30 protein-coding genes are annotated in these 24,995 nt (G+C 36.6%); 3 read left to right on the plus strand and 27 right to left on the minus strand.

Annotated elements, in window-relative coordinates; all coding sequences use genetic code 11:
- Positions 1-269: 269 nt before the first annotated feature.
- The 14 genes from spo0A to accB form a co-directional block, all read right to left on the minus strand.
- Positions 270-1,064, minus strand: a complete 795-nt coding sequence (gene spo0A, locus AC1DS7_RS18055) for a sporulation transcription factor Spo0A (RefSeq protein ID WP_002015081.1) — start codon at positions 1,062-1,064, stop codon at positions 270-272.
- Positions 1,065-1,350: 286 nt separating this feature from the next.
- Entirely contained in the window at positions 1,351-2,643 is a 1,293-nt protein-coding gene (gene spoIVB / locus AC1DS7_RS18060; RefSeq protein WP_476999147.1) for a SpoIVB peptidase, read from the minus strand.
- A gap of 119 nt (positions 2,644-2,762) precedes the next feature.
- Positions 2,763-4,502 carry a DNA repair protein RecN gene (recN, locus tag AC1DS7_RS18065; RefSeq protein ID WP_002088564.1) on the minus strand — a complete coding sequence of 580 codons (1,740 nt, stop codon included), beginning with the start codon at positions 4,500-4,502 and terminating at the stop codon, positions 2,763-2,765.
- A gap of 270 nt (positions 4,503-4,772) precedes the next feature.
- Positions 4,773-5,222 carry an arginine repressor ArgR gene (argR, locus tag AC1DS7_RS18070; RefSeq protein WP_002015076.1) on the minus strand — a complete coding sequence of 150 codons (450 nt, stop codon included), beginning with the start codon at positions 5,220-5,222 and terminating at the stop codon, positions 4,773-4,775.
- A 142-nt stretch (positions 5,223-5,364) separates the two neighbouring features.
- Positions 5,365-6,204, minus strand: a complete 840-nt coding sequence (locus tag AC1DS7_RS18075) for a TlyA family RNA methyltransferase (RefSeq protein ID WP_002015074.1) — start codon at positions 6,202-6,204, stop codon at positions 5,365-5,367.
- Between the two features lie 3 nt (positions 6,205-6,207).
- Positions 6,208-8,100: a 1-deoxy-D-xylulose-5-phosphate synthase gene (dxs, locus tag AC1DS7_RS18080; RefSeq protein ID WP_002143098.1), complete on the minus strand. Its 1,893-nt coding sequence runs from the start codon at positions 8,098-8,100 to the stop codon at positions 6,208-6,210.
- Positions 8,101-8,407: 307 nt separating this feature from the next.
- The gene (ispA, locus tag AC1DS7_RS18085; RefSeq protein WP_215588491.1) at positions 8,408-9,301 is read right to left on the minus strand and encodes a polyprenyl synthetase family protein; all 894 of its coding nucleotides are present in this window, start codon (positions 9,299-9,301) and stop codon (positions 8,408-8,410) included.
- Complete coding sequence (xseB, locus tag AC1DS7_RS18090; protein WP_000428422.1) at positions 9,301-9,531, minus strand: exodeoxyribonuclease VII small subunit; 231 nt, start codon at positions 9,529-9,531, stop codon at positions 9,301-9,303. The genes ispA and xseB overlap by 1 nt, the downstream gene beginning before the upstream one ends.
- Positions 9,521-10,879: an exodeoxyribonuclease VII large subunit gene (gene xseA, locus AC1DS7_RS18095; RefSeq protein WP_002015068.1), complete on the minus strand. Its 1,359-nt coding sequence runs from the start codon at positions 10,877-10,879 to the stop codon at positions 9,521-9,523. Before xseA ends, xseB begins: the two co-directional genes overlap by 11 nt.
- Positions 10,880-10,905: 26 nt before the next feature.
- On the minus strand, positions 10,906-11,766 hold the full coding sequence (gene folD / locus AC1DS7_RS18100) for a bifunctional methylenetetrahydrofolate dehydrogenase/methenyltetrahydrofolate cyclohydrolase FolD (RefSeq protein ID WP_002067081.1): 861 nt from the start codon (positions 11,764-11,766) through the stop codon (positions 10,906-10,908).
- Between the two features lie 23 nt (positions 11,767-11,789).
- On the minus strand, positions 11,790-12,182 hold the full coding sequence (gene nusB, locus AC1DS7_RS18105) for a N utilization substance protein NusB (RefSeq protein WP_002067080.1): 393 nt from the start codon (positions 12,180-12,182) through the stop codon (positions 11,790-11,792).
- Between the two features lie 348 nt (positions 12,183-12,530).
- Positions 12,531-12,923: an Asp23/Gls24 family envelope stress response protein gene (locus AC1DS7_RS18110; RefSeq protein ID WP_000807630.1), complete on the minus strand. Its 393-nt coding sequence runs from the start codon at positions 12,921-12,923 to the stop codon at positions 12,531-12,533.
- A gap of 22 nt (positions 12,924-12,945) precedes the next feature.
- Complete coding sequence (gene accC, locus AC1DS7_RS18115) at positions 12,946-14,298, minus strand: acetyl-CoA carboxylase biotin carboxylase subunit (protein WP_002015065.1); 1,353 nt, start codon at positions 14,296-14,298, stop codon at positions 12,946-12,948.
- A 16-nt stretch (positions 14,299-14,314) separates the two neighbouring features.
- Positions 14,315-14,803, minus strand: a complete 489-nt coding sequence (gene accB, locus AC1DS7_RS18120; RefSeq protein WP_002033941.1) for an acetyl-CoA carboxylase biotin carboxyl carrier protein — start codon at positions 14,801-14,803, stop codon at positions 14,315-14,317.
- A gap of 471 nt (positions 14,804-15,274) precedes the next feature.
- On the opposite strand from accB, the gene AC1DS7_RS18125 reads away from it, so the two are divergent.
- Positions 15,275-15,472, plus strand: a complete 198-nt coding sequence (locus tag AC1DS7_RS18125; RefSeq protein ID WP_012261697.1) for a hypothetical protein — start codon at positions 15,275-15,277, stop codon at positions 15,470-15,472.
- Positions 15,473-15,530: 58 nt separating this feature from the next.
- Here AC1DS7_RS18125 and AC1DS7_RS18130 read toward each other — a convergent pair whose 3' ends face one another.
- From AC1DS7_RS18130 to AC1DS7_RS18170, 9 genes are read right to left on the minus strand one after another with little or no spacing between them, the layout of a single operon-like run.
- Complete coding sequence (locus tag AC1DS7_RS18130; protein ID WP_002015062.1) at positions 15,531-16,187, minus strand: SpoIIIAH-like family protein; 657 nt, start codon at positions 16,185-16,187, stop codon at positions 15,531-15,533.
- 15 nt (positions 16,188-16,202) lie between these two features.
- On the minus strand, positions 16,203-16,865 hold the full coding sequence (gene spoIIIAG / locus AC1DS7_RS18135; protein WP_002088572.1) for a stage III sporulation protein AG: 663 nt from the start codon (positions 16,863-16,865) through the stop codon (positions 16,203-16,205).
- A complete protein-coding gene (gene spoIIIAF, locus AC1DS7_RS18140) occupies positions 16,855-17,487 on the minus strand; it encodes a stage III sporulation protein AF (protein WP_002015059.1) in 633 nt (210 codons plus the stop codon). The genes spoIIIAG and spoIIIAF overlap by 11 nt, the downstream gene beginning before the upstream one ends.
- Before the next feature lie 12 nt (positions 17,488-17,499).
- The gene (spoIIIAE, locus tag AC1DS7_RS18145) at positions 17,500-18,672 is read right to left on the minus strand and encodes a stage III sporulation protein AE (protein ID WP_002067101.1); all 1,173 of its coding nucleotides are present in this window, start codon (positions 18,670-18,672) and stop codon (positions 17,500-17,502) included.
- A 10-nt stretch (positions 18,673-18,682) separates the two neighbouring features.
- Positions 18,683-19,066, minus strand: a complete 384-nt coding sequence (spoIIIAD, locus tag AC1DS7_RS18150) for a stage III sporulation protein AD (RefSeq protein WP_078172833.1) — start codon at positions 19,064-19,066, stop codon at positions 18,683-18,685.
- Positions 19,067-19,089: 23 nt separating this feature from the next.
- Positions 19,090-19,293: a stage III sporulation protein AC gene (gene spoIIIAC, locus AC1DS7_RS18155; RefSeq protein WP_000020914.1), complete on the minus strand. Its 204-nt coding sequence runs from the start codon at positions 19,291-19,293 to the stop codon at positions 19,090-19,092.
- Positions 19,294-19,307: 14 nt separating this feature from the next.
- Complete coding sequence (gene spoIIIAB, locus AC1DS7_RS18160; RefSeq protein ID WP_002088574.1) at positions 19,308-19,823, minus strand: stage III sporulation protein SpoIIIAB; 516 nt, start codon at positions 19,821-19,823, stop codon at positions 19,308-19,310.
- Positions 19,817-20,743, minus strand: coding sequence for a stage III sporulation protein AA (gene spoIIIAA, locus AC1DS7_RS18165; protein WP_002143102.1), 927 nt, complete (start codon positions 20,741-20,743; stop codon positions 19,817-19,819). Before spoIIIAA ends, spoIIIAB begins: the two co-directional genes overlap by 7 nt.
- 27 nt (positions 20,744-20,770) lie before the next feature.
- Positions 20,771-21,052: a YqhV family protein gene (locus AC1DS7_RS18170; protein ID WP_000816054.1), complete on the minus strand. Its 282-nt coding sequence runs from the start codon at positions 21,050-21,052 to the stop codon at positions 20,771-20,773.
- A 178-nt stretch (positions 21,053-21,230) separates the two neighbouring features.
- Between AC1DS7_RS18170 and AC1DS7_RS18175 the strand changes: the two genes are divergently transcribed.
- Positions 21,231-21,812 carry a GNAT family N-acetyltransferase gene (locus AC1DS7_RS18175; protein WP_016100631.1) on the plus strand — a complete coding sequence of 194 codons (582 nt, stop codon included), beginning with the start codon at positions 21,231-21,233 and terminating at the stop codon, positions 21,810-21,812.
- On the plus strand, positions 21,793-22,113 hold the full coding sequence (locus tag AC1DS7_RS18180) for a hypothetical protein (RefSeq protein WP_016100630.1): 321 nt from the start codon (positions 21,793-21,795) through the stop codon (positions 22,111-22,113). The genes AC1DS7_RS18175 and AC1DS7_RS18180 overlap by 20 nt, the downstream gene beginning before the upstream one ends.
- 35 nt (positions 22,114-22,148) lie before the next feature.
- Here the strand turns inward: AC1DS7_RS18180 and efp are convergent, their stop codons facing one another.
- From efp to AC1DS7_RS18200, 4 genes are read right to left on the minus strand one after another with little or no spacing between them, the layout of a single operon-like run.
- Positions 22,149-22,706 carry an elongation factor P gene (gene efp / locus AC1DS7_RS18185; RefSeq protein ID WP_002033989.1) on the minus strand — a complete coding sequence of 186 codons (558 nt, stop codon included), beginning with the start codon at positions 22,704-22,706 and terminating at the stop codon, positions 22,149-22,151.
- 21 nt (positions 22,707-22,727) lie between these two features.
- Complete coding sequence (gene pepQ, locus AC1DS7_RS18190) at positions 22,728-23,789, minus strand: Xaa-Pro dipeptidase (RefSeq protein WP_002033991.1); 1,062 nt, start codon at positions 23,787-23,789, stop codon at positions 22,728-22,730.
- 4 nt (positions 23,790-23,793) lie between these two features.
- Complete coding sequence (gene aroQ / locus AC1DS7_RS18195) at positions 23,794-24,234, minus strand: type II 3-dehydroquinate dehydratase (RefSeq protein WP_002015049.1); 441 nt, start codon at positions 24,232-24,234, stop codon at positions 23,794-23,796.
- Between the two features lie 55 nt (positions 24,235-24,289).
- Entirely contained in the window at positions 24,290-24,775 is a 486-nt protein-coding gene (locus AC1DS7_RS18200; protein ID WP_002015048.1) for a YqhR family membrane protein, read from the minus strand.
- Positions 24,776-24,995: the final 220 nt, after the last annotated feature.

The raw sequence follows: 24,995 nt of genomic DNA on the forward strand, positions 1-24,995 counted from the left end.
ATTACCTTAAAAAACTCACTTATATGTAATATTACTAAAAACAGGTTTTATTTTCCATAATATCAAACAACCCTTTTTATCTACCCAAATAATTTTGATAAAATCGATATCACTTCCCCCTCTTTTTCTCAACAAAATAAAAAGACCAACGAATTCTAAAATTCATTGGTCATTAAATAAAAGTTTATTGGTTTTAAAATTGATATCGAGTATAAATTTCAAGAATTATTAAGCTCTACTAAAACTTAAATCCCTTACTACTTTTCCTCTCAGCTAGCCTTATGTTCAAGTCTTAGCTTATCCGCAACCATTGCGATGAACTCGGAATTCGTAGGTTTTGCTTTTGACATGGATACAGTATAACCAAATAAGGACGAAATAGAATCAATATTCCCACGGCTCCAAGCTACTTCAATTGCGTGACGGATTGCGCGCTCGACACGGCTTGCTGTTGTATTATATTTCTTTGCAATATCTGGATATAATACTTTCGTAATAGATCCTAGTAATTCGATATCATTGTACACCATAGAGATTGCTTCTCGTAAGTACATGTACCCTTTAATATGAGCGGGTACACCAATTTCATGAATGATACTTGTAATACTCGCATCTAAGTTTTTCGGTTTTCCATCGATCGTTGTTGCTGATCGGAAAGATGGTAATGGACGTTTAATAGTAGCACTTTCCTTACCACTAACTTGACGAATATGACTTGTTAAATTCTCCATATCAAATGGTTTTAATATGAAATATGATGCCCCTAAATCAACCGCTTTTTTCGTCACATCTTCTTGTCCGAATGCTGTCAACATAATAACGCTAGGTTGTCTTAACCTTTCAATATGTCGCATTTTCTCTAGCACAGCTAGACCATCTAAATGTGGCATAATAATGTCTAAAACGAGTATATCAGGCTGCTTTTCTTTCAATAAGTTTAAACATTCTTGACCATTGTAAGCAATTCCGATAACTTCCATATCATCTTGGGCAGCAACATAACTCTCTAGCATCGATACCAATTCTTTATTATCATCCACAAGACATACTTTAATTTTCTCCACAGTTTTTCCTCCCTTACCGAATCGATTCTTCCGACATGTGTAAGCTTCTAGGCTACATGAATTGTTCGACAATTGTGTGAAAATTCCCTTTAAAGTTTCTTACTTTCCGATAAAATCACAAAAAAATATGTTTATCGTTCATTTTTTTACTTTCGCAACACATTCCATCATAGAATTACAGCGAAACGTTCAACCCTTTGCTTATATCTTACAACAAAAAACAGCTCTTGCGGAGCTTTTACAAAATTTCAACGAATTTTTCAAAAGAAAAGCGAGCTAATATGTATTAGCTCGCTTTTTTCTCTTGATCATAAATATTAATTCCAGCCTCATGTAACATCCATTCAATATGAACACCGTATCCTGACGTTGGATCATTTACAAATACATGTGTAACCGCACCAATTACTTTCCCATTTTGTACAATCGGACTTCCACTCATTCCTTGTACAATACCACCCGTTTTTGCTAGTAAACGTTTATCTGTCACTTTTATAACCATACCTTTTGTAGCCGGGAACTTTTGTGGTACCGTACTAACAACTTCAATATCAAACGCTTCCACCTTATCTTGATCAATAACTGTTAATATTTTCGCTGGCCCTTCTTTTACTTGATGGGATAATGCGATAGGCATTGCTTTATCCATTATGCCGTTTGTCATATCTGTGTTTAATTTCCCAAAAATACCATACGGGCTATTTATTGTAATATTACCAATCACTTCACGATCCGGTGAAAATCTTGCTAATTTTTCTCCCGGGTTCCCGTGACTTCCTCTTTCAATAGACGTTACTGTCGAACGCATAATTTGTCCATCTTCTACTTGAATCGGCTTTTTTGTATCATTATCGGAAATTACATGACCAAGCGCTCCATATTTCATGGAATCTGGATGTACAAATGTCATCGTTCCGATACCAGCTGCTGAATCACGAATATACAGTCCAATTCGGTAAGAGGATTCACCATTGTCTTTTTGTGGTGTTAGCTTAGCACGAATATATTTTCCATCTCTTAATAAAACAAGATTAAGCGGTTCACCTGTTTCTCCACTATTATGAATAAATGGTGCTACATCACTCATTCTTTCAATTGTTTTACCATTGATTTCAGTAATCATATCTCCAATCTGTACACCAGCTGTTTCACCAGGAGATACTTTACCCTTTTCAGTTTGAATTAAATGATGGCCTACAACAAGTACACCTTTTGTGTTCAATTTTACACCAATCGATTGTCCACCTGGAATAACTTTAAAATCTTTTAATACTTTCACATTTACTTTTTTCACTGGAAAACCAGCAAGTTGAAACACCATATCAGCTTCACCATTTTGGTGAGAATTTACCATAAGTTCTTGTTCATTTGAACTTACAGTAAATACATTACGATTTGTAGATGCAGCCTTAAAAACTGGTAATGATGCTATTTCTGATTGTTGTCCTTCAAAAACAACAAGTTGCTTCGGCGATGAAATAAACGTTCGAAGCGGTTTAAAACATCCAATAAAAACTAGAGAAACAAGGAGACAAAGACCTAGTATTTTTCGAAATCTTTCTAATTTCAATTTGTTCACTCTCCTCGCTCCTACCCCACATTCAGCCTCTTGGCTTCACTTTTTAATCTCTCCTTGCAGCGCTTTATTTATAACCGGAAGAATTAAGAAATCGTCATTTGAGAAAAAAAAGCTATCCATTACTGGATAGCCTCTGCTGTCTGTTTGAAATGATGCGCTTGCGTAAGTAACTCTTTCGCATGCTCTGTCGTTAAATCTGTAATTTCAACACCAGAAATCATTCGAGCAATTTCTGTTACTTTTTCATCCGTACTTAACACAGTAACCGATGTAATCGTACGATCATTCGCCACTTGTTTTCTAATAAATAAATGAGAGTCCGCCATTGAAGCTACTTGAGGTAAGTGTGTAATACAAAGTACTTGCGAGTTTACTGATACACGATAAATTTTTTCCGCAATAGCCTGTGCAACCCGACCACTCACACCCGTATCCACTTCATCAAAAATAACAGATGCAACACCTTGATGCTTAGAAAAAATGCTTTTTAAAGCTAAAATAATACGAGATAACTCTCCGCCAGAAGCGACCTTTGAAAGTGGCTTTAACGGTTCACCCGGATTCGTTGAAATATAAAATTCCACATGATCGTAGCCATCCGCCGTAAGTTTTACCGGTGTTCCTTCCACGAGAGGTTCTTCTACATTTCCTACCCTCTTCATAATTCTCACTTCAAATTTCGTTTTTTCCATATATAGTTCTTTTAATTCTTGATGAATAGCGCTTGTAAGATGATCTGCAAGCTCATGACGCATAGTACTTAACAACGTTGCTTCTTTTACAATAACACCTTCTAATTTCGTTAACTGCTTTCTCGTCGTTTCAATATGTACGTCTTTATTTTCAATCGTAAAAATTTCTTGTTCAATTTTATCAGCATACGCTAAAATCTCTTCTACAGTATTTCCATACTTTCTCTTTAACATACGGATTTCATTCAAACGTGTTTCAATTTCATCTAGACGTTTCGGATCATATTCCATCATATCTAATTTTTCTCTAAGCTGATATGCAACTTCTTCTAATAAGTAATAACTATTCGCAATAGAATCATGATTTTCTTGATACGCTTCATCTAAGTGCGTAATACTCTCCATTTGTCCCATTGCATTTCTTACGTGATCCAATCCCTGTCCGTCTCCACTTAACGAACGATACGCATCTCCTAATGCTTTATAAATCTTTTCAAAATTGGAGATTTTTAATCGTTCCTCAGTCAATTCATATTCTTCATCCATTTTTAAATCCGCCTTACGAATTTCTTCATGTTGGAATTGAATTAAATCTAGACGATGGGCCATTTGTTGTTCATTTTCACTTAAAGATTTCAGCTGTTTTTTTAACTTCTCATAGTCTGTATATACATTTTGATATATGCCCAATTGTTTAACAATGCGATTTCCATCAAAATGATCAAGCATAAACATATGACGTTCTTCATTCATTAAATCTTGTGTTTCATGCTGTCCATGAATATCAACTAGCGTTTTTCCAATCTCTTTTAATATGCTGAGTGTAACAAGTTTCCCATTTACACGACAGACACTTTTTCCGTTCGCAGCGATGTCACGCTTCAAAATAATCATGCCATCTTCTATTTCTATATCTAACTCTTCTGCCTTTGCGATACATGGATGCTTGTCATCTTCTACATAGAATAAGCCTTCTATCTCAGCCTTTTCTGTTCCATATCGAACAAATTCTGCTGAACCACGGCCACCAACAAGCAAACTAATTGCATCAATAATAATGGATTTTCCAGCTCCTGTTTCACCACTTAAAACGGTTAAACCTTTTTGAAAAGAAATATTTAATGCCTCAATAATAGCAAAGTTTCTGATCGATAATTCCGATAACAATGCCCCATTCACCTCGTTATAAACTAATCCCCTATTAAGGGCTTTTCTCAGTATTCTTCATTCAAATAGTTATACTATATGTTTGTATGTATAAATTACTCTTCTAACCCGCTCCATTGTACCAAACATTCGTTTTACGGGTCAATCCACCTATTTTCTAACTTCATTCAAAAAAAATAATGTATTGTATTTGAAAATCCGTATTTTTCGCCAATAAAAATATCTTGTTTACTTTCCACTTTACAGAGGAAAGTAAACAAGATTTTTCTGTTAAAGCATATTTAAGAAACGATCAGAGACAACACCTGTATCTTCAGGTGTACGGCAAATAATTAAGCAAGTATCATCACCACAAATGGTTCCGACGATCTCATCCCACTCTAAATGATCAATGAGTGCCCCAAGTGAATGAGCGTTACCAGGCAATGTTTTTAGCACAAGCATATGTCCTGCCGTGTCTAATTTTACAAATGAATCCACTAGATTTCGTTTTAATTTTTGCAACGGATTAAATCGTTGATCTGCTGGCAAGCTATATTTATAGCGGCCATCATGTAATGGCACCTTCACTAAGTGCAGTTCTTTAATATCGCGCGATACTGTTGCTTGCGTTACATTAAACCCCACATTACGTAAAATATCAACTAGTTCATCTTGTGTTTCAATTTCTTTGTTAGCAATAATTTCCCTGATTTTAATATGGCGCTGACCTTTATTCATACATTTGCACCTCACACTATCTCTTACCATAGTTTAAACATTGGTATACTTCATTTATTTATGTTACCGTATAATCCATTACTTGTACACAATTGTTTTTACAATCATTATACGATTACAACAAAAAGAGGAACAACATATGTTATTCCCCTTTCCCTTTTTGTTTTAAAACATCATGTGCTTCTGTAACAACTTGCTCAATAGAAACCGGAGAATGATTTTCGCCATTCTCACGCTCACCGTGCCACTTTAGATGAATTAAAAATTCAATATTTCCATCCCCGCCTGTAATTGGTGAGAATGTTAAACCTTCGATATTATAGCCTTCCTTAAGAGCAAAATCGACAATCATTTCCACGACAGCTTCATGTACTTTTCTATCACGAACAATGCCTTTTTTCCCGACTTGTTCTCGTCCAGCTTCAAACTGAGGTTTAATCAATGCAGCTACATCACCATTTGGCATAAGCATTGTTTTTAAAACCGGCAATATAAGCCTTAATGATATAAATGAAACATCAATACTTGCAAACTGCGGTAAACCACGCTCTAAATCTGCCGGTGTCACGTAACGAAAGTTCGTTCGTTCCATCACAACAACACGCTCATCTTGACGCAATTTCCACGCAAGTTGATTATATCCTACATCTAATGCGTAGGATAACTTCGCCCCATTTTGAAGCGCACAGTCTGTAAAACCACCAGTTGATGAACCAATATCTATCATAACCTTATCTTGTAAATCAAGTTGAAATGTTTCTAATGCCTTTTCAAGCTTATAACCACCACGGCTTACATACGGCATGACTTGCCCTTTCACCGTAATCTCCGTATCTTGTGAGATTTTCTCCCCTGGCTTATCGAGTCTCATTTCATTCGCATATACAAGACCTGCCATAACAGCACGTTTAGCCTTCTCACGCGTTTCTATAAGTCCTCGCTCTACTAATAGTACATCTACTCTTTCTTTTTTTACGCTCATTTGTTACGCCCTTTTTTGTTTTGATGGAATCATTGTATGAATACGGTCTACAACAGCATCTGTTGTTAAACCAATTTCTTCTAACAGTTTTGTTACACTACCATGCTCTATGAAGCGATCAGGAATACCCATTCGTTCAATTAAAGCACTATGGTATCCGTTCTCAGAAGCAAATTCAACTACTCCCGTTCCAAAGCCACCGATTAAACAAGCCTCTTCAATCGTTAAAATCGGTATATTTTTCCCTAAAAGATCATGTAAATATGCTTCGTCCATCGGCTTAATAAAGCGAGCATTCACTACTTTCACTGATACTCCAGCTTGTTCAAGACGCTCAGCTGCTTCCATTGCCATCGGGATTGTCGTACCAAACGTTAAAATTGCTGCTTGTGTGCCTTCTTTTAACGTTTCCCATGTACCGATTGGAATCGCCTTTAATTCTTCATCCATTTGAACGCCAAGTCCATTTCCGCGTGCATAACGTAAAGCAATCGGTCCATCTTCGTATTGCATCGCTGTATATACTAAATGTTGACCTTCATTTTCATCTTTCGGCATCATAAGCACCATATTCGGCAAGTGACGTAAAAACGCGATGTCAAATACACCTTGATGCGTTTCACCGTCTGCTCCTACTAATCCAGAGCGATCTATTCCAATGAAAACATTTAAATTTTGGCGACAAATATCATGAACAACTTGGTCGTATGCTCTTTGTAAAAATGTTGAATAAATTGCTAAGAACGGCTTCATCCCTTGTGTTGCCATACCAGCTGCCATTGTTGTAGCATGCTGCTCTGCAATACCTACATCAATCATGCGATCCGGAAATTCTTTTTGGAATTTCTCAAGTTTCGATCCAACAGGCATTGCAGGCGTAATTGCAACGATACGTTCATCCGTTCTCGCTAGCTTAAGCACTGTTTCACTAACAACAGCACTCCATGCTGGTGCAACTTCTTTCGGTTTAACGAAGTCACCTGACTCAATTTTATACGATCCTGTTCCATGCCAAGTTCCAATAACGTCACTTTCAGCTGGTTTATAACCTTTTCCTTTTTTCGTAATAACATGAACAAGTACTGGGCCTTTTGTTTTCTTTGCATATTGCAACGTTTCGAATAACTTTTCATAATCATGCCCATCGACCGGACCTAAATATGTAAAGCCTAATTCTTCAAAAAAGACGCCTGATACTAGTAAATATTTTAGACTATCTTTTATTTTCTCTGCTGTCGCAGCAACTTTCCCGCCGACTGCTGGGATTTTCTTCAATATATACTCTAGTTCATCTTTTACCCAATGGTACTTCCCTGCGGTACGTAAACGACCAAGTACATTATGAAGTGCACCGACGTTTGGTGCAATTGACATTTCATTGTCATTCAAAATAACAATCATGTCCGTTTTTTCATGCCCAATGTGGTTCAATGCCTCTAAAGCCATTCCGCCTGTTAATGCCCCATCGCCAATGATTGGTATAACGTATTCTTCCGTTTTCTTTAAATCACGTGCTAGAGCCATTCCCATTGCAGCAGATAACGACGTTGAACTATGACCAGTTTCCCAAACATCATGCTCACTCTCGCAGCGTTTTGGAAAACCACATAGACCTTGGTATTGCCTTAATGTGCCGAATTCTTTCGCACGCCCTGTTAAAATTTTATGTACATAGGATTGATGTCCTACGTCCCATAAAAATTTATCTTTCGGACTATCAAATAATTTATGCAGAGCAATTGTGAGTTCTACTACACCTAAATTAGGTGCAATATGTCCACCTGTTTGAGAGAGCTCTTCAATTAAAAACTTACGAATATCCTCACTCAACCCCTCTAGTTCACTGATAGACATATCTTTCAAAAAACTAGGGTTTTGAATTTGCGTTAGATCCACATGGATCACTCACTTTCATTTCATAATCTGTCAACATGTCAAATATTATAAGAAACATTTACACAACACAAGAAATTATCTTTTCTATTCTTTTTATCTTGTCCTGCTTTCAGAAAACACTTCCATTTTTTCACTTATCATATTATACATCATATTTCTTTACGTGATGAAAAAAATAGCCGCTAACACGAAGTGATAACGGCAATGTAATCTACATATATTTTTGCCAATAACAAGAAAAGAAAAACCTTTCCTACATTTATATCATAAAATGATGAATGACTCAACAAATGGAAACGCTGTTATATTAGTTATTACGTTTTGCGATTAAATCACAAATAGATAGTAAATATTCATCTTGTAATTGTAAGGAGCTAATAGAATCTTTTGCTTTTGCAATTTTCTCCTCTAAAATAGATTTTGCTCTATCTAAAGTAAATAACGTCGTATATGTGCTCTTCTCGTTGGAAGCATCACTACCAATCGGTTTTCCAATCTCTTCTTCTGTTCCTTCTACATCCAAAATATCATCTCTAATTTGGAAAGCTAGACCGATATATTTCGCAAATGCAAGTAACTTCTCTTCTTGCTCTTCTGTAGCATCAGAAAGTATCGCGCCTGCAAGTACAGCAAACTCAAGCAGTTTACCTGTCTTATGATTATGAATGTACTCTAATTCATTAATTGTAAGTCGTTTTCCTTCAGCTTCCATATCTGCCACTTGTCCAGCAACCATTCCTTCAGGTCCTGCTGCTTTCGCAAGCTCAAGTACAAGTCTTACTTTTTTTTCAGCAGAGATTTCTTTTTGCTCATATGCCATAATAACTTGAAAAGCATATGTCAACAAACCATCTCCCGCTAAAACTGCCATTGCTTCACCAAATACTTTATGATTTGTAGGCTTTCCTCGTCTTAGATCATCATCATCCATACAAGGTAAATCATCATGAATTAACGAATATGTATGAATCATTTCAAGGGCACAAGCTGCACCCACTCCAAGATTTCTTTCTTTCCCAAACGCTTGTAACGTTGCAAATAAAAGTAACGGGCGGAGACGTTTCCCACCCGCTTCCAAAGAATATGCCATCGCTTCACGAAGCACATTTGGACATTGTAATTCATTTGCATAGCTTACAAGCTTTTCTTCTACGAAAGTTTTACTCTCTTTCAAAAAAGCATCAAAAGCTATATGTGTCACTATGCTTCATCTCCTAAAGCAGTAAACGGTTTAAGCTCTCCATCTTCCCCAAGGATAACTGCCATTTGTTCTTGTACATCTTTCAATTTCTCATCACAAAGCTTAGATAATTCCATGCCTTCCTTAAAATAAGAAATTGCTTCCTCTAAAGGTACATCACCTTGTTCAAGCTTAGAAACGAGATGCTCAAGCTGCGAAATTGCTTCTTCAAAGCTTAACTTATTTTCCATTATTCAATTCACGCTCCTCTATGCTTGATACGCTACAATCTAGTATTCCATCTTGTAATTGAACCGAAACAGCATCTCCAAGGCTAACATCTTTCACGCTTTTTAATACTTGTTTCTCTTCATCGTATACAAGCCCATACCCTCTCATCATTACTTTAAGCGGGCTTAATACCTCAAGCTTTTGAGCCGCTCTCACAAATACGAACTCCTTCGTTTGAAGTAATGTTTGCATTTCACGTTGCAACTGCTTTTGCAACGTTTCAATTGCCGTTTTCGTTTGTATAATTTTTTGAGATGGGTGGTGCTTTTCTAAATAAAATGAAAGTTGCTTTAATTGATTTACTTTTTTATCTATATAACGCTCTTTCGCTAAAACAAGTTGTTCAAGAGCCCTGTCTAACTGCTCTTCTTTTTGCTCGTACACTTGCCTTGGATAACGGAACGCATAAGATTTTTGTAACACTTGCAGTTTTTCTTCTTTTTTATGTACTCTCTCTCTCATTGCTCTTTGCAATCTCAGAGTTCTTTGTAATACCTTTTCTTGTAACTCTATAGTATTAGGTACCGCCAGCTCAGCTGCTGCAGTCGGTGTTGGTGCACGTAAATCCGCGACAAAATCTGCGATTGTAAAATCTGTTTCATGGCCTACAGCCGAAATAATCGGAATCTCACTTGTGAAAATTTCTCTTGCAACTACTTCCTCATTAAAGGCCCATAATTCTTCAATAGAGCCTCCACCACGTCCAACAATTAAAACATCAATATCTCCCATTTCATTCGCTGTACGAATTGCTTGTACAATCGAGGGAGCTGCTGACTCCCCTTGTACAAGTACAGGAAACACAATAACATTTCCAATTGGATAACGACGTTTAATTGTTGTTATAATATCGCGAATTGCTGCTCCTGTTGGCGACGTGATTACACCTATTGTTTTAGCATACGGAGGAATTATTTTTTTATAAACTTGAGAAAACAAGCCCTCTTCCTCTAAACGAACTTTTAATTGCTCATAAGCTAAATGCAAGTTTCCAATTCCGTCAGGCTGCATGTCTTGAATATAAATTTGATAAGAACCACTCGCCTCGTAAACAGAAATCTTTCCTTTTACAAGTACTTTCATTCCATTTTCCGGCCTGAATTTAATGTTACGATTATGACCCGCAAACATAACCGCTGCAATTCTTGCATTTTCATCTTTCAATGTAAAATACATATGACCACGACTATGATATTTAAAGTTGGAAATTTCTCCTTTTAACCAAACAGACTGTAAATGCGGATCATACTCTATTTTTGTTTTAATATAGCGTGTTAATGCTGTAACGGTTAAATATTGTTTCTCCATTTCTCTCTCCTCATAGCCGATTCAAATTATTGACAAACAACACCTGCACGCTTTGCAGACTCCACAGTGTTGTGAAGAAGCATTGTAATAGTCATTGGGCCGACTCCTTTTGGCACAGGCGTAATGTAACCTGCAACGTCTAATACATTGTCAAAATCAACATCACCACAAAGTTTGCCTGTTTCTAAACGGTTAACACCAACATCAATTACAACCGCACCCTCTTTAATATAGTCAGCTGTTACCATTTTCGGTCGTCCAACGGCTACGATTAAAATATCAGCTAACTTCGATAATTCTTTTATATTTTGCGTCTTAGAATGACAATATGTGACAGTTGCATTTTCATTTAAAAACAGTTGCCCCACTGGTTTACCAACAATATTACTTCTTCCAATTACAACAACATGCTTTCCAGAAATATCAAGATTCGTTTCTTTTACTAATTCTAAAATGCCATGCGGTGTACATGGAAGGAATGTGTCTTGTCCCGTCATCATACGTCCTACGCTGATTGGGTGAAATCCATCTACATCCTTTTCCGGTGAAATTCTTTCAATGATAGCTTTTTCTTCAATATGTTTTGGTAAAGGTAATTGTACCAATATGCCATTAATGCGGTCGTCTCCATTTAAGCGATCGATTTCAGCAAGCAAACGCTCCTCAGTAATCGTTTCAGGAAGTTCAATTAGCTCTGAATAGATTCCTACTTGCTCACAGCCTTTTTCTTTTCCTTTTACATAAGAACGAGATGCTGGATCTTCTCCAACTAAAATAACTGCTAATCCTGGTACAATCCCTTGCTCTTTTAACTTCACAACTTTTTCTTTTAATTGTGCTCGTTTTTTCTCCGCAACTTCATTTCCTTTGATGATTACTGCTACCATTTTAAGTTTCCCCCTTAAAGAAATTACAGTGTATCTTTTATATTAGATAAAACGCCGTTAATAAAACGACGAGATTCCTCATCCCCAAATGTTTTTGCGATTTCAATTGCTTCGTTAATTGTTACATTGTGCGGAATTTCTTCCATGTATTTCATCTCACACACAGCTACACGTAAAATACTGCGATCAACAATACTAATACGCTCAAGCTTCCACTTTTTTAAATTTTGACGAATTGCTGCGTCAATTTCTTCTTTGTTGTCTACAAATCCTACAACAAGTGATTCTAGAAACTCATTTGTTTCTTCGCCTTCATCTAGCGTATTTTCCACCGCTACTTTCGGTTCTAATTCACCTGTAATATCCATTTGGTATAATGCTTGCATTGCTCTTTCTCTAGCCGTCCTACGTTTCATTGTAACTCTCCTTTATACTTCAAGTCTTTCCTTATGTTTTGTTATATTATTATAATTTATAAGCCGTCAATTCACTTACTCTTGCAGTTTTCATTGATTTTCCAACCTTATAATACAATGATAATAACACAATTTATCGTTTCACACACGGGGTACAAGGCTGAAAAATAATAAAAAGATTAACTTCAAGTTCCATATCTTATCACAATGTACGTTTTTTGGAAAAATGAAACATACCGTTTTATTTTTCTTTTTTTTTGAAATAGTATAATAATTAGAGGGTTTTAATTTGTGAAGAAATGAAACGATAAAAAAGATGCCTATTTTACTAGGCACCTTTTTCCACTCTTACACTGGTTCGATTTCTGTTTTTTGTGTTTCGAATGTTACGCCAACGATGTGAACGTTCACTTCTTTTGGCTCAAGTCCTGTCATTGTAAAGAGTGCTTGGCGAATATTGTCTTGAATTTTTTGTGCAACAACCGGAATCGCTACACCAAAATACATCACAACATAAAGGTCAACAATAATATCTTCGTTTGCTAATTCAACCTTTACACCTTTACCATGATTTTTCTTACCTAACTTCTCAACAACATCTGTAGCAAAATTACCACGCATTGCCGCTACACCTTCTACTTCAGCAGCTGCAATACCTGCAATTACTTCGATTACTTCTGGTGCAATTTCTACTTTTCCAAGAGTTGTATCTTGACCCATATCTAACATATGTTCAGCCATGAAAAAAACCTCCTTTAATGTATCACTGCGTCACAAGTTCATGCTCTTCCAAAAATTTCGTGTTAAACTCACCTTTTACAAAATCAGGATGCTCTAGCAATTGCAAATGGAACGGGATTGTTGTATGTACGCCTTCAATGACAAACTCACTGAGCGCTCGCTTCATTTTTGCAATTGCCTCTTCACGTGTTTTTCCGTGAACAATTAATTTAGCAACCATCGAATCATAGAAAGGTGGTATTGAATATCCCGGATATACAGCTGAATCGACGCGAATACCAAATCCGCCTGGTGGTAAGTACATTTCTACTTTACCTGGAGATGGCATAAATTTTTTGGCAGGGTTTTCCGCATTAATTCGACATTCCATTGCCCAACCATTAAATTGTACTTCTTCTTGCTGTAACGATAACTTTTCTCCAGAAGCAACAAGAATTTGTTCTTTAATTAAATCCATCCCTGTTACCATTTCAGTAACTGGATGTTCAACTTGGATTCTCGTATTCATCTCCATGAAATAAAAGCTTTTCGTTTTATATTCATAAATAAACTCAACCGTACCAGCACCTGTATAATCAACCGCTACCGCCGCTTTAACTGCTGCCTCACCCATTTGCTTGCGAATATTCTCATCAAGTGCAGGTGATGGACTTTCTTCTAATAGTTTCTGCAGACGGCGCTGAATTGTACAATCACGCTCTCCTAAATGAATGGCATTTCCATGTGTATCTGCCATTATTTGAATCTCAACATGGCGGAAATCTTCAACGTACTTCTCCAAGTATACACCAGGGTTCCCAAAAGCGGTACTGGCTTCTTGCTGTGTAATTTGAATTCCTTTTACAAGCTCTTCTTCATGGCGCGCAACACGAATACCTTTTCCGCCGCCACCTGCAGTCGCTTTAATGATAACTGGATATCCAAGTTGATTAGCAAGCTCGATCGCTTCTTCGGTATTTTTAATAATCCCTTGTGAACCTGGTACAATCGGAACCCCTGCTTCTTTCATTGTATCACGTGCAACGTCTTTTGTGCCCATCTTTGAAATGGCTTCTGGGCTTGGACCGATAAAAATCAAGTTACACTCACGGCATAATTCTGCAAAATCTGCATTCTCTGCTAAAAATCCATATCCCGGATGAATTGCATCACAACCTGTTAATTTCGCAACACTAATAATGTTCGTCAAATTTAAATAGCTTTCTTTTGAAATCGTTGGTCCAACACAATACGCTTCATCTGCAATTTGCACATGAAGTGACTCTTTGTCTGCTTCTGAATAAATTGCAACTGTTTCAATATCCATTTCTTTACAAGCACGAATAATTCGTACAGCAATTTCCCCACGATTGGCTATTAATACTTTTTTTATCATCACAAAGACTCCCTTATTACGCTTTTACAAGAAATAGCGGTTGTCCATACTCAACAAGCTGTCCGTTATTAACAAGAATCTCAACAATTTCGCCCTCTACATCTGCGTCAATTTCGTTAAATAATTTCATAGCTTCAACAATACATACGATAGAATCTTTCGATACTCTGTCCCCAACACTTACATATTGAGGTGTATCAGGCGAAGAAGAGGAATAAAATGTCCCTACCATCGGTGATGTGATTTTATGTAGGTTTTCATCTTGAACAACTTTCTTCTCTTCTTGTTTTGGCGCTTCTACTTGCGCTGCCGCTACTGCTGTTTCTACTTCGACAGATGCTGCTGGCTGTACTACCTGTTTCGTCACCGGTGCTTGCACAGTAACTACTTCATTACCACGTTTTTTCATTTTGATTGTTGTACCGTCTTTTTTGTATTCAAATTCATCAATATTAGAGCTATCAATTAATTTAATTAATTCACGAACTTCTTGAATTTTAAACATGTAAAATCCACTCCCATACTCTTGTTTGTCCCGTTTTTACAGATTGGCATCAAACTGATTTACTGTAAAAATACGATGTATTCTATTAGAAAATTTATTCCTATGACATTTACTAATAGAAATATTTACTATTCCCATCTTACGCTAAATTTTTTAAACATTCCAATTTATATTTCTTTATTATAAATCGAAACTCCTGTAAAAATATTATTCCACCAAAAAATTATTACCTAGTAATAATACCAAGTTTCACACAAAATTGGCAAGACCACTTCCTAAAAAACATTCTTTACTTTTTCAAAACTGCAAAGTGTAAAAACGTAATTCCCTCAGCATTCTTCATTTTATCCACGGTAAAAAAACATATTTTTACCAAATATTATTTTTTTGTTTACGCGCCGTTCATTCTTCCTTCATAAAAGAATAGTATGTTCAAAGTGTAGCAAATTTATTGTAGTGAGGTGCGGACATATGATATGGCTCATCCTGTTCTTGCCTGCCGTAGTGATTTGGACATTGGTCCTCTTCATTCACGTCAAATCTGGAAAAACTAATCACCATCATCACGAACCATTAATCTTTTACTCACAGCGTATTTCCCCGTTTCCAATTGAAAATACTAAATACAACTGCAAAGATGAAATAGAAAAAAGCTATCGAAAACGATAGCTTTTTTCTATTATTCTTTTATCTAATTTGAAGCAGCAACACCTATTATAATTTCAATTTATTTTACTGATGGATCAAATTTCACACCTACATCTTTTGAACCACCTTCACTTCTTACGAGCTGAATAATTTTATTCGCTTCTTTTTGTGAATGCTTTGCCGATTTAACTGTTACTTTAATGTCTGTTCCATCAGCTCTTACAAGAGCATCCTTATATCCGCCTTGAGATTTAATCACTGTCTCAAGTAATTGTTGCTTCGTTTCCATCGTAGTGATTGCATCAAGATTATCTTTCGCTTTACTCTTTTCTTCTGCTGAAGATTTTGATGACTTCATTACATTTTGTAACTTTTCTTTCTCTACACTACGCTGATCTTCCATTTGCATACGTAGCGCTGTAAAATTCTCATCGCTTGATTGAACTGTTACGCTAGCCTCTTTTTTACTTGTTTCTTTTTTGTCATTCTCTTTCTTGTCTGTTTCTTTATTTGTAGTTTCCTTGCTTGTATTTTCTTTTGTTGTCTCTTTATTTGTAGTTTCTTTCGTTGTTTCTTTTGTAACTGCTTTATCAACACCTTGCTTTTCTTGTCCCATCTTTTCACCCGTTGCCGGTGCTGCTGTATTCATTTTATCAGGAGTTGTTACGTAATAAACAGATAGTACAACCACTAAACTTAACATCGTTAATAGCCAAACCGTTTGTTTTTTTAACACTTTATTTCCTCCCTATCAATTTTTCGGTGATACTGAAACGCGATGAGCTGGTACATCTAATAATCGCGTCACAGCTTCTTTTACCATTGCTTTTATTTGTATATTATCCACTCCCTTTGCTACGACCAGAACACCTCGTACTTTCGGTTTCTCTGTTCGCAAAACAATTGGAGTTTCTTTATCACCTTCACGTATAATGACTGTCTTTTCATCAAGAGACTCGTCTTCTACTTCCCTTTTCCCGCCTGCTTTATCAGTTTCACCTGTCGTTTGTGAACGTTTTACTGTATTTTTCTCGAGTATTTTTTCTTCAGATGAATCTAAGTTCACTTTAATAGTTACATCTTTTACTCCGGCTATCTCTTCTAAAGAAGCTTTCAATTCTTGTTCATACGCTTTTTCGTATTTTTCTACATTTGACATATTATCATTGTTTTTTTGACCGAAAGTTGGTACATCTTTATCTTGGCTTTGACTTGTCTTTTCTTTAAACACAGGCACTTCTTCTTTTTTAGGTGATAAGAAATTACTAGAAAACATAAGCGCAATCCCAAGTATGAGTAGGACAAGCAAAAACTTAGGTGTTACCTTTTTCCCCTTCTCATTACTTTCTTTTCCATCCCCATTTAATAGGTTTCGAAAAAATGAGAACCTCGAATTTTTATCTTTATTGTCCATTTACGCTACCTGTCCTCCCTTCCATCTGAACTTGGATTTGTTTATCCTCTAGTTGCCACCTGCTTGAAAAGAAATCTTTCATTTCTACATTCGTTTCTTCTATTTTTTTTGGAGGTTCTTTCATATTAATTTCAATTGGCTTTACTGTTTCGATTGCATCATTTTTACTACGTTCTTTTTCTTTCAACGTCACAACAACAGATTGAATATCTTTCGCTGACTTTACTTCTTCTGCATGTTCCACTGCGACTATTTGTATTTCAGAGACTGTCATACCATACTTTTTCTCAAACTCTTTTCCTACGTCTTTTTTCATTTTGGTAGCCATCTCTTCTAAACTATATGCACGTGTTAGAGCTTGTATTTCTTTTTTCTTCGAATCTATCGAATTTTTTACAGATCCATCTGCTACGTACTTTTCCTCATTGAAATTTGCGATAACTTCATTTACATCTGTTTGTAACAACTTAAATAGAGGCGTTAAAATTAATACGACTAACAATAGACTTACAACGAATTTAACGTACTTTTGCAAATTTGAATTTGGAAGAATAAGATGAAGCATTGTCGCTAAGAGTAAAAAAACGATAATATTTCTAATCCACTCTGTAACAAATTGCATACTCTTCACCTCCTACCGCATCATGAGAGTAATGTTCCCGGCAGCAATAATAATTGTGATACTTAAAAAGAACATAAATGATACGATAGCTAAGCAAGCAAATACGTAAATGATACTTCGTCCAATGATATCTAAACATTGAATAATTGCTCCTCCGCCTACTGGTTGCAATACTGCTGCTGCGAATTTATAAATAAACGCGATACAAAAAATTTGAATCGCTGGGAAAGCGACAATTAAGCATAAAATAACGAGCCCGATAATTCCGACTGTGTTTTTTAATAATCCAGATGCACTAATAACAGTATCCGCCGCCTCAGTAAACATCCTTCCTACTACAGGAATGAAATTTCCTGTTACAAATTTAGCCGTTTTCACAGCTATACCATCAGCAACGGCTGACGCAGTTCCCTGTACAGATAATACCCCTAAAAAAACCGTCAAAAAGATACCAATAATCCCAACACTAACGTTTTGCAAAAGCTTGGACAATTTCGTAACTTTATATTGATCACTCATCGTGCTTACAATACTTAATATAGTTGCAAGTAATAAAAGTGGTAGAACGATATAGTTCATAAGAAGCCCACTCGTATTCATTAAGAAAATGATGATTGGATGAAAAAATGATACAGAAACAACACCGCCGCCTGTTGCTACGAGTGCAAGTAAAATTGGTAATAACGCTAGTATAAAATCTACCATTGTTTGTATCGTCTCTCTTGCATATGTCATAACGACATAAAAACTATTTAAAGCGAAAATAATAAGTACCATGTATACGACTGCATCAGCGATTTTACTCACGCTACTCTTTGAAAAAGCCGATTGCAACGATTGCAACAATGCACTGAAAATCGTGAGCATAATGAGCGTTCCGAGTAACTTTCCATTTGCAACAAGCTCATGAAATAAATATTTTAGTAGACCTATCATCCACTCTTTTATGGAGAACTCTTTTTCTCCCTTTACAAACTCCATAAAGCTTCCTTTTTGACTCTCTGGTAAATAGCCTCCATACTTTGTAACAAGCCCGTCCCAAAATTGCTTCACATCTTCAATTCCGAGCTTATCCAATTGTTGATCAACGACGTTTGTTTCTATAGGAGAAGCTTGTACAACAATCGGTAAAGAAAAGAAAAGGAAGCAAGCAAATAATAGCTTAGCTCCAAACTTCCTCAACATTCACTCCCCCTTATCCCGTAGGTAAAAAACCGAGAATTGTTTCAATTACAACCGTCAAAATAGGAATTGCCATGACGAGAATTAAGATTTTCCCAGCTAATTCAATTTTCGAAGCGATTGCACCTTGACCAGCATCCTTTGTAATTTGCGCACCAAACTCAGCGATATAAGCAATTCCTATAATTTTCAATAACGTTTCTACATATACGTTGCTAACCTTCGCTTCACTCGCCACTCTCTCAATCATTTGTAAAATAGAATGAATTTGATCGATTAAGAGAAGAAACATCATGCTACCAATGAACACAATAAATAACGATGTAATACTAGACTTATGCTGATTTAAAACAGCCGCTAAAAATGTAGCAACGAGGCCTAATCCGACAATTTGTATAATTTCGATTCGAACCGCCTCCTTTACTGGAAGAGAAAGACACTTTTAATCTTGTCGAATAGAGTATTAATTAAAAATGCAACATGAAACAAAATAACGACAAAACCGACAAGGATAACCCAATTTGCAATATCCTCTCGCTTTAATTCTTTTAGTACAGTATGAATGAAAGCTAAAACAATGCCGATTCCGGCGATTTGAAATATTAATCCAACATCAATGGACATCGCCTTTCTCCCCCCTATAGCAGTAAAATTACGATAAGTAGCCCTGCTAGTACCCCTAAACTCTTTATCATTTTTTCATATTGTAGTTGTAATGCTTTCGCTTCTCCTTCTTCTCTCTCCAAATGTGTAATACATAAGCGAATATGTTTTTGCTGTGATTCACGATCATGTTGTCCAAGTGTTTCACCAAATTGTTGTAAGATTTCATACTCGGTTTGTTTAAACGCCGTTAACGTCCAGTTCTCCTTCAAACTATCAATCCAAGCTTCTCTAACTGTTTGCTCCCCGTCCTCTAGCCGTTTCGAAAAGCTTTGAAATATCCAATTTAACGGCTTCGGCATTTGTTTGACTAAACGCTCTGCAGCCTCAGATAACGGCGTGTGTCCATACATAATTTCAGCTTCTAATGATTGCAATGCTGCCTTCAATAACCTAAGTTGCCGCGGTCTCTCACTGTACCTTTTAGCGTATGAAAATCCGAAAAAAGTGCTAACAGCAACTATTAATACCGCACCAAATATTTTCACCATACGCCTTGAACCTTTCTATGGGATAATACTGGTTTTCCATCTCTATCTTTCACTTGCATAACTGTTCCTGGCCCTCTCGCTTTTGATAATTCCACAAACCTATCAAATACACCAAGTTCCAGCACCGCCTGTAACGATGGACGTTTCACAACATCATCATAAGAAAATCCATGTGCACTTATAAAAAGCTGAACACCTGCATGTACCGCCTCCATAATCGCTTCACTATCTTCTTTACGTCCAATTTCATCTACGATTAATATGTCTGGGCTCATAGAACGAATCATCATCATCATTCCTTCAGCTTTTGGACAAGCGTCTAATACATCTACTCGCACGCCAAAGTCATATTGCGGGATTCCTTTCACACAGCCCGCAATTTCTGATCGTTCATCAACAATCCCCACTTTACATGAAGGAATTTTCGAAGCACTTACACCTTGACTCATACAGCGTGCTACATCTCTTAAAAGTGTTGTTTTCCCCGTTTGCGGTGGGCCAATTACCATCGTGTTTAACCATCGCGATTCATAAAGATATGGCAGAAGCGGCTCAGCAATCCCTATTTTTTGACGGGCAATACGAATATTAAAAGAAGAGACATCTCGAATCATTTTCACTGCGCTTTTTTCTGTAATGACTTTTCCAGCTAGGCCAATTCTATGTCCTCCTCGTAGTGTCACATATCCACGTTTCAATTCCTCTTCCATCGTATAAATTGAGAATTGACTTAACTTATTCAATAAATGGATTGCATCTTCCGCTGTAGCGATATAGTCATAGAAAAACACTTCTCCATGTGCAATACACTCTAGTGGCCTTCCAATTCGAACGCGAATTTCCTCTAGAGTATCGTATTGTTTACAGCCTTCAACTAACTGTCTCATCGCTTTCGGTAAAACTTCTAATACTTCTTTCATAAGCTTCTCCCCACTATACTCGACTTACTATTTCAACAACGCGATAAAAATGCAGCCAATTCCAAGCGCTAGAAAAAAGAGTTTCAAGAAAGAAATCTCACTTGCTACACTCGCTATGCCAATTGTCATTGTTAAAATTAATACGGTCGGTCCAACAAACGCCAACATACCATTTATAAACAATGCTTTCTTCGCATCATTCACGTAAAGCATAAGCAGAGCGGCGAATATTTCCGCGCTTCCTGAAAACAACCGAAGTAATCCCATAACAAGCACGGATGTTTCCATTGCCGCTAGCCACTGTTTCATTCTCCCACCTTCTCCCATAACAGTTACTACTTCCTTATTCTGAAAAAGAATATATTTGTACAACCATATGCAGAGGTTGTCTATTTCAGAAGTAAAAACATAATTTTTCTCTATCGACTTAACCTAAAACTGAATATTCTAATTAATTTATGGTATATTTAATAGAAAAGGAGCATAGATGATGAAGCAAGTTACTTTATTACCGCTCGATTTACGATATGCAAATGTGATTTTTGAGCTATCAAGCAATCCACATGTAAAAAATGCATTAGGGCTAAAAGTAGAATCAGTGGAAGATACAAAAACATTCATTCTTTTTGCAATTGAAGAGGAACGAAAAAAGCACTCCTTATCAAGAGTGATTGTAAATGAAGAAAATGAAATAATTGGCCTCACCACACTTAAACATATTAATTATGAGAAAAAGCAATCTCACATTGGCAGTTGGATCGGCTATCCATACTGGGGAAAAGGATATAACGAGGCCGCTAAAAAAGAAATCTTTAAAGTTGCTTTCTTAGACTTACAACTCACATACGTATTCGCTGGTGCCAAAACGACTAACATTCGCTCTTTAAAGGCGCAAGAGAAACTATCTTACATTTCATTACATGTGGAAAAACAATTTCCAGACGTACACGCTGCACTTGAGAAAGAAGTAAAGTCACCTTGCTCACTACATGTCGTATCACGCAAGAATTTTTCAAATTGGCTGGACGTACAAAATGAGGGGGGAAAATATGAAAGCATTAAAAATTAGTTTAACAATTGTAGTAGAATTAGCTATTATTTATCTTTTTTCAAAAATGGTCGGCTGGTCATTTTTGGAGAGCTTTTTCCTTGGCAGTCTAGCAATATTTGCAATTACGTGGTTAATTATTATGAGTAACTTTAGAAATAACAATATGGATCATGTAACGAATAAAACTTTTACCGGTATTGAAACTGGTGAAATACGCCCGTTTCAAATTGTTTTGACTCCATATATTATGGGTACCCTTTCACTCGTCACAGTTAGTTTTGTTATAACTGCAATTTACTATCTGCCCTATTTCCTATAAAAAAAGCACTCGTGATAATCACGAGTGCTTTTCTACTATGCACGAGAAACGTATTTACCTTCACCAGTGTTGATGATAAGCATTTCGCCTTCGTTAATGAAGATTGGTACTTGTACAACAAGACCAGTTTCTAATTTAGCTGGTTTTGTTACGTTAGAAGCTGTGTCACCTTTAATACCAGGTTCTGTTTCTGACACTGTTAATTCAACTGTGTTCGGAAGCTCAACACCAAGTACTTCATCTTGGTATGTCATAATAGATACTCCCATGTTTTCTTTTAAGAATTTTAATTCGCGCTCGATTTGGTTTTCGCCAAGTTCGATTTGCTCATAAGTTTCGTTATCCATAAATACGTGAGACTCACCGCTCGCGTATAAGTATTGCATACGACGGTTTTCGATGTGTGCTTTTTCTACTTTTTCACCTGCACGGAATGTTTTCTCTTGAACAGATCCTGTGCGAAGGTTACGTAGTTTAGAGCGAACGAATGCAGCACCTTTACCTGGCTTTACGTGTTGGAAATCCATTACTTGCCAAAGGGCATTGTCCACTGAAATTGTTAAACCTGTACGAAAATCGTTTACTGAAATCATGTAAAAAAATCCTCCTGTGTATTACAAAATAATAAGTTCTTTTGGTGATTTCGTTATTACTTCATTGCCTTCACTTGTTACAATGATATCATCTTCAATACGTACCCCGCCAACACCTGGAATATAAATACCTGGTTCTACTGTTACAGCCATACCTGGTTCAAGTACTGTATCAGAACGGAACGCTAAACCTGGTGCTTCATGGATTTCAAGACCGATTCCATGACCAGTAGAGTGTCCGAAGTATTCACCATATCCTTTTTCCGTTATGTAATCACGCGTTAATGCATCAGCCTCACGACCCGTTAAACCAGCTTTAATACCGTTCACACCACGTAGTTGTGCTTCTAAAACGATATTATAAATTTCTTTTAATTTATCAGATGGTTCACCGACTGCAATCGTACGAGTAATATCAGAGCAATATCCTTTGTAATAAGCGCCGAAGTCTAATGTAACGAAATCTCCTTTTTCTATCACTTTTTCAGATGCCACGCCGTGCGGTAATGCCGAACGAAGACCTGAAGCAACGATAATATCAAACGAAGAAGATGTTGCTCCTTGTTTTCTCATGAAAAATTCAAGTTCATTTGACACTTCAATTTCAGATACTCCCGGGCGAATGAATGATAGAATATGCTCAAAGGCAGCATCTGCAATCTGTGCAGCTTCCTTTAATATCTTAATCTCTGAATCAGTCTTTATCAAGCGTAACTTTTCTACAAGCCCAGAAGTTGGGATGAATTCAGCTTCGATCGCTTCATTATGCGTTACGTAAGAGCTATATGTAAGAGTATCTTGCTCAAATCCTAGCTTTTGAATTCCAAGTTCTTTAACTTGTTTCGCAACTTCATCAAGAATTAATCCTGGATGCTGCACTATTTCGTATCCAACCGCTTGCTTACTAGCTTGCTCTACATAACGGAAATCTGTAATAAATAGAGCACGCTCTTTTGAAATTAGTACAACACCAGCTGTTCCTGTGAAATTCGCCATATATCTACGGCTATGTTCATTCGTTAATACGATACCGTCAATACCAGCCTCATCAAACGCACTTCTTAATCTCTCGATCTTTTCCATTACTTTATGCCTCCCTCAATTTCTCCATTAATGCAAATAACGCTAACTTATAGCCATAAAAACCAAATCCAACAATTTGTCCCGCACAAACAGCCGCCGTCACAGATTCGTGACGGAACGATTCACGCTGGTGAATGTTAGAAATATGTACTTCAATAACAGGAATCGAAATGCTCGCAATTGCATCTCGAATCGCATAGCTATAATGCGTAAATGCTCCAGGATTTAAAATGATCCCTTCATATATATCTTCAGCCTCATGAAGACGATCGATAATAGCACCTTCATGATTCGATTGGAAACATTCTAACTCCACTCCCATTTTCTCTGCTTCGTGTTTCATATCTGTTTCAAGCGTCGCTAACGTTCCTTTTCCGTATACATTTACTTCCCTAACGCCAAGGCGATTTAGGTTAGGACCATTTACGAGGAGTAACTTTTTCATTTTCTTAAAACTCCTTAATATTAAAAAATGTCTATACGACATTTTAACATAGGAATCACTTATTTGAATAGTTTGTCTTCTCGACCCCTTCTCCTCTATTTGTATTATTCGATTCGAATGCTACAGAATACGAAATAAAAACACCATATAATATAAAGATACATATTGTCGTTACAATTGTTTCTTTCGGTAAATGGAGTGCACTTTTAATAACAGGTGCCATTAGCCCCATCCCCAAAAATAATAATGCCCACCAAAACAAACCGTATAGTACGCCAGGGAATACTCCTTCAAACTTTTTAAAAAGGGCTTTATAGAGAAATGCCACTAAAATTGAAAGAAGTCCCATACAAACGATACCTAGTACATTTCCCCAAACCCCTTCTTTCCAATCTCCAAATGCAAACGGTAAAAGTAAATAGTTAGGTCCAGCTTCTGTAAATGAGAATATATGAAGGAAATACCATATACCTCCCCAAAATAAGCCACCAAATAAACCAATTTGTACAAAGTTTCTTATTGTTGATTGTTCTTGATTCACATTGACACCTCCGCTCACTAGTATGCCCGAAACTATTTTGAGGCATGTTTAAATCCTGCAAAATTTGTCTATAAAAAGAATAAGAAATGTCCGACTCTCGTAACATTTTCCCTTGTCATCTGCCTGTATTTGTCGATAAAATAAAGGAAACTCGGTGATTGTCTTATTTCAAGATGACAAAACCAAGTATGACAATTGCCTCTTTTTCTACATAAGAGAG

The organism is Bacillus sp. P4_E1, assembly GCF_056401715.1.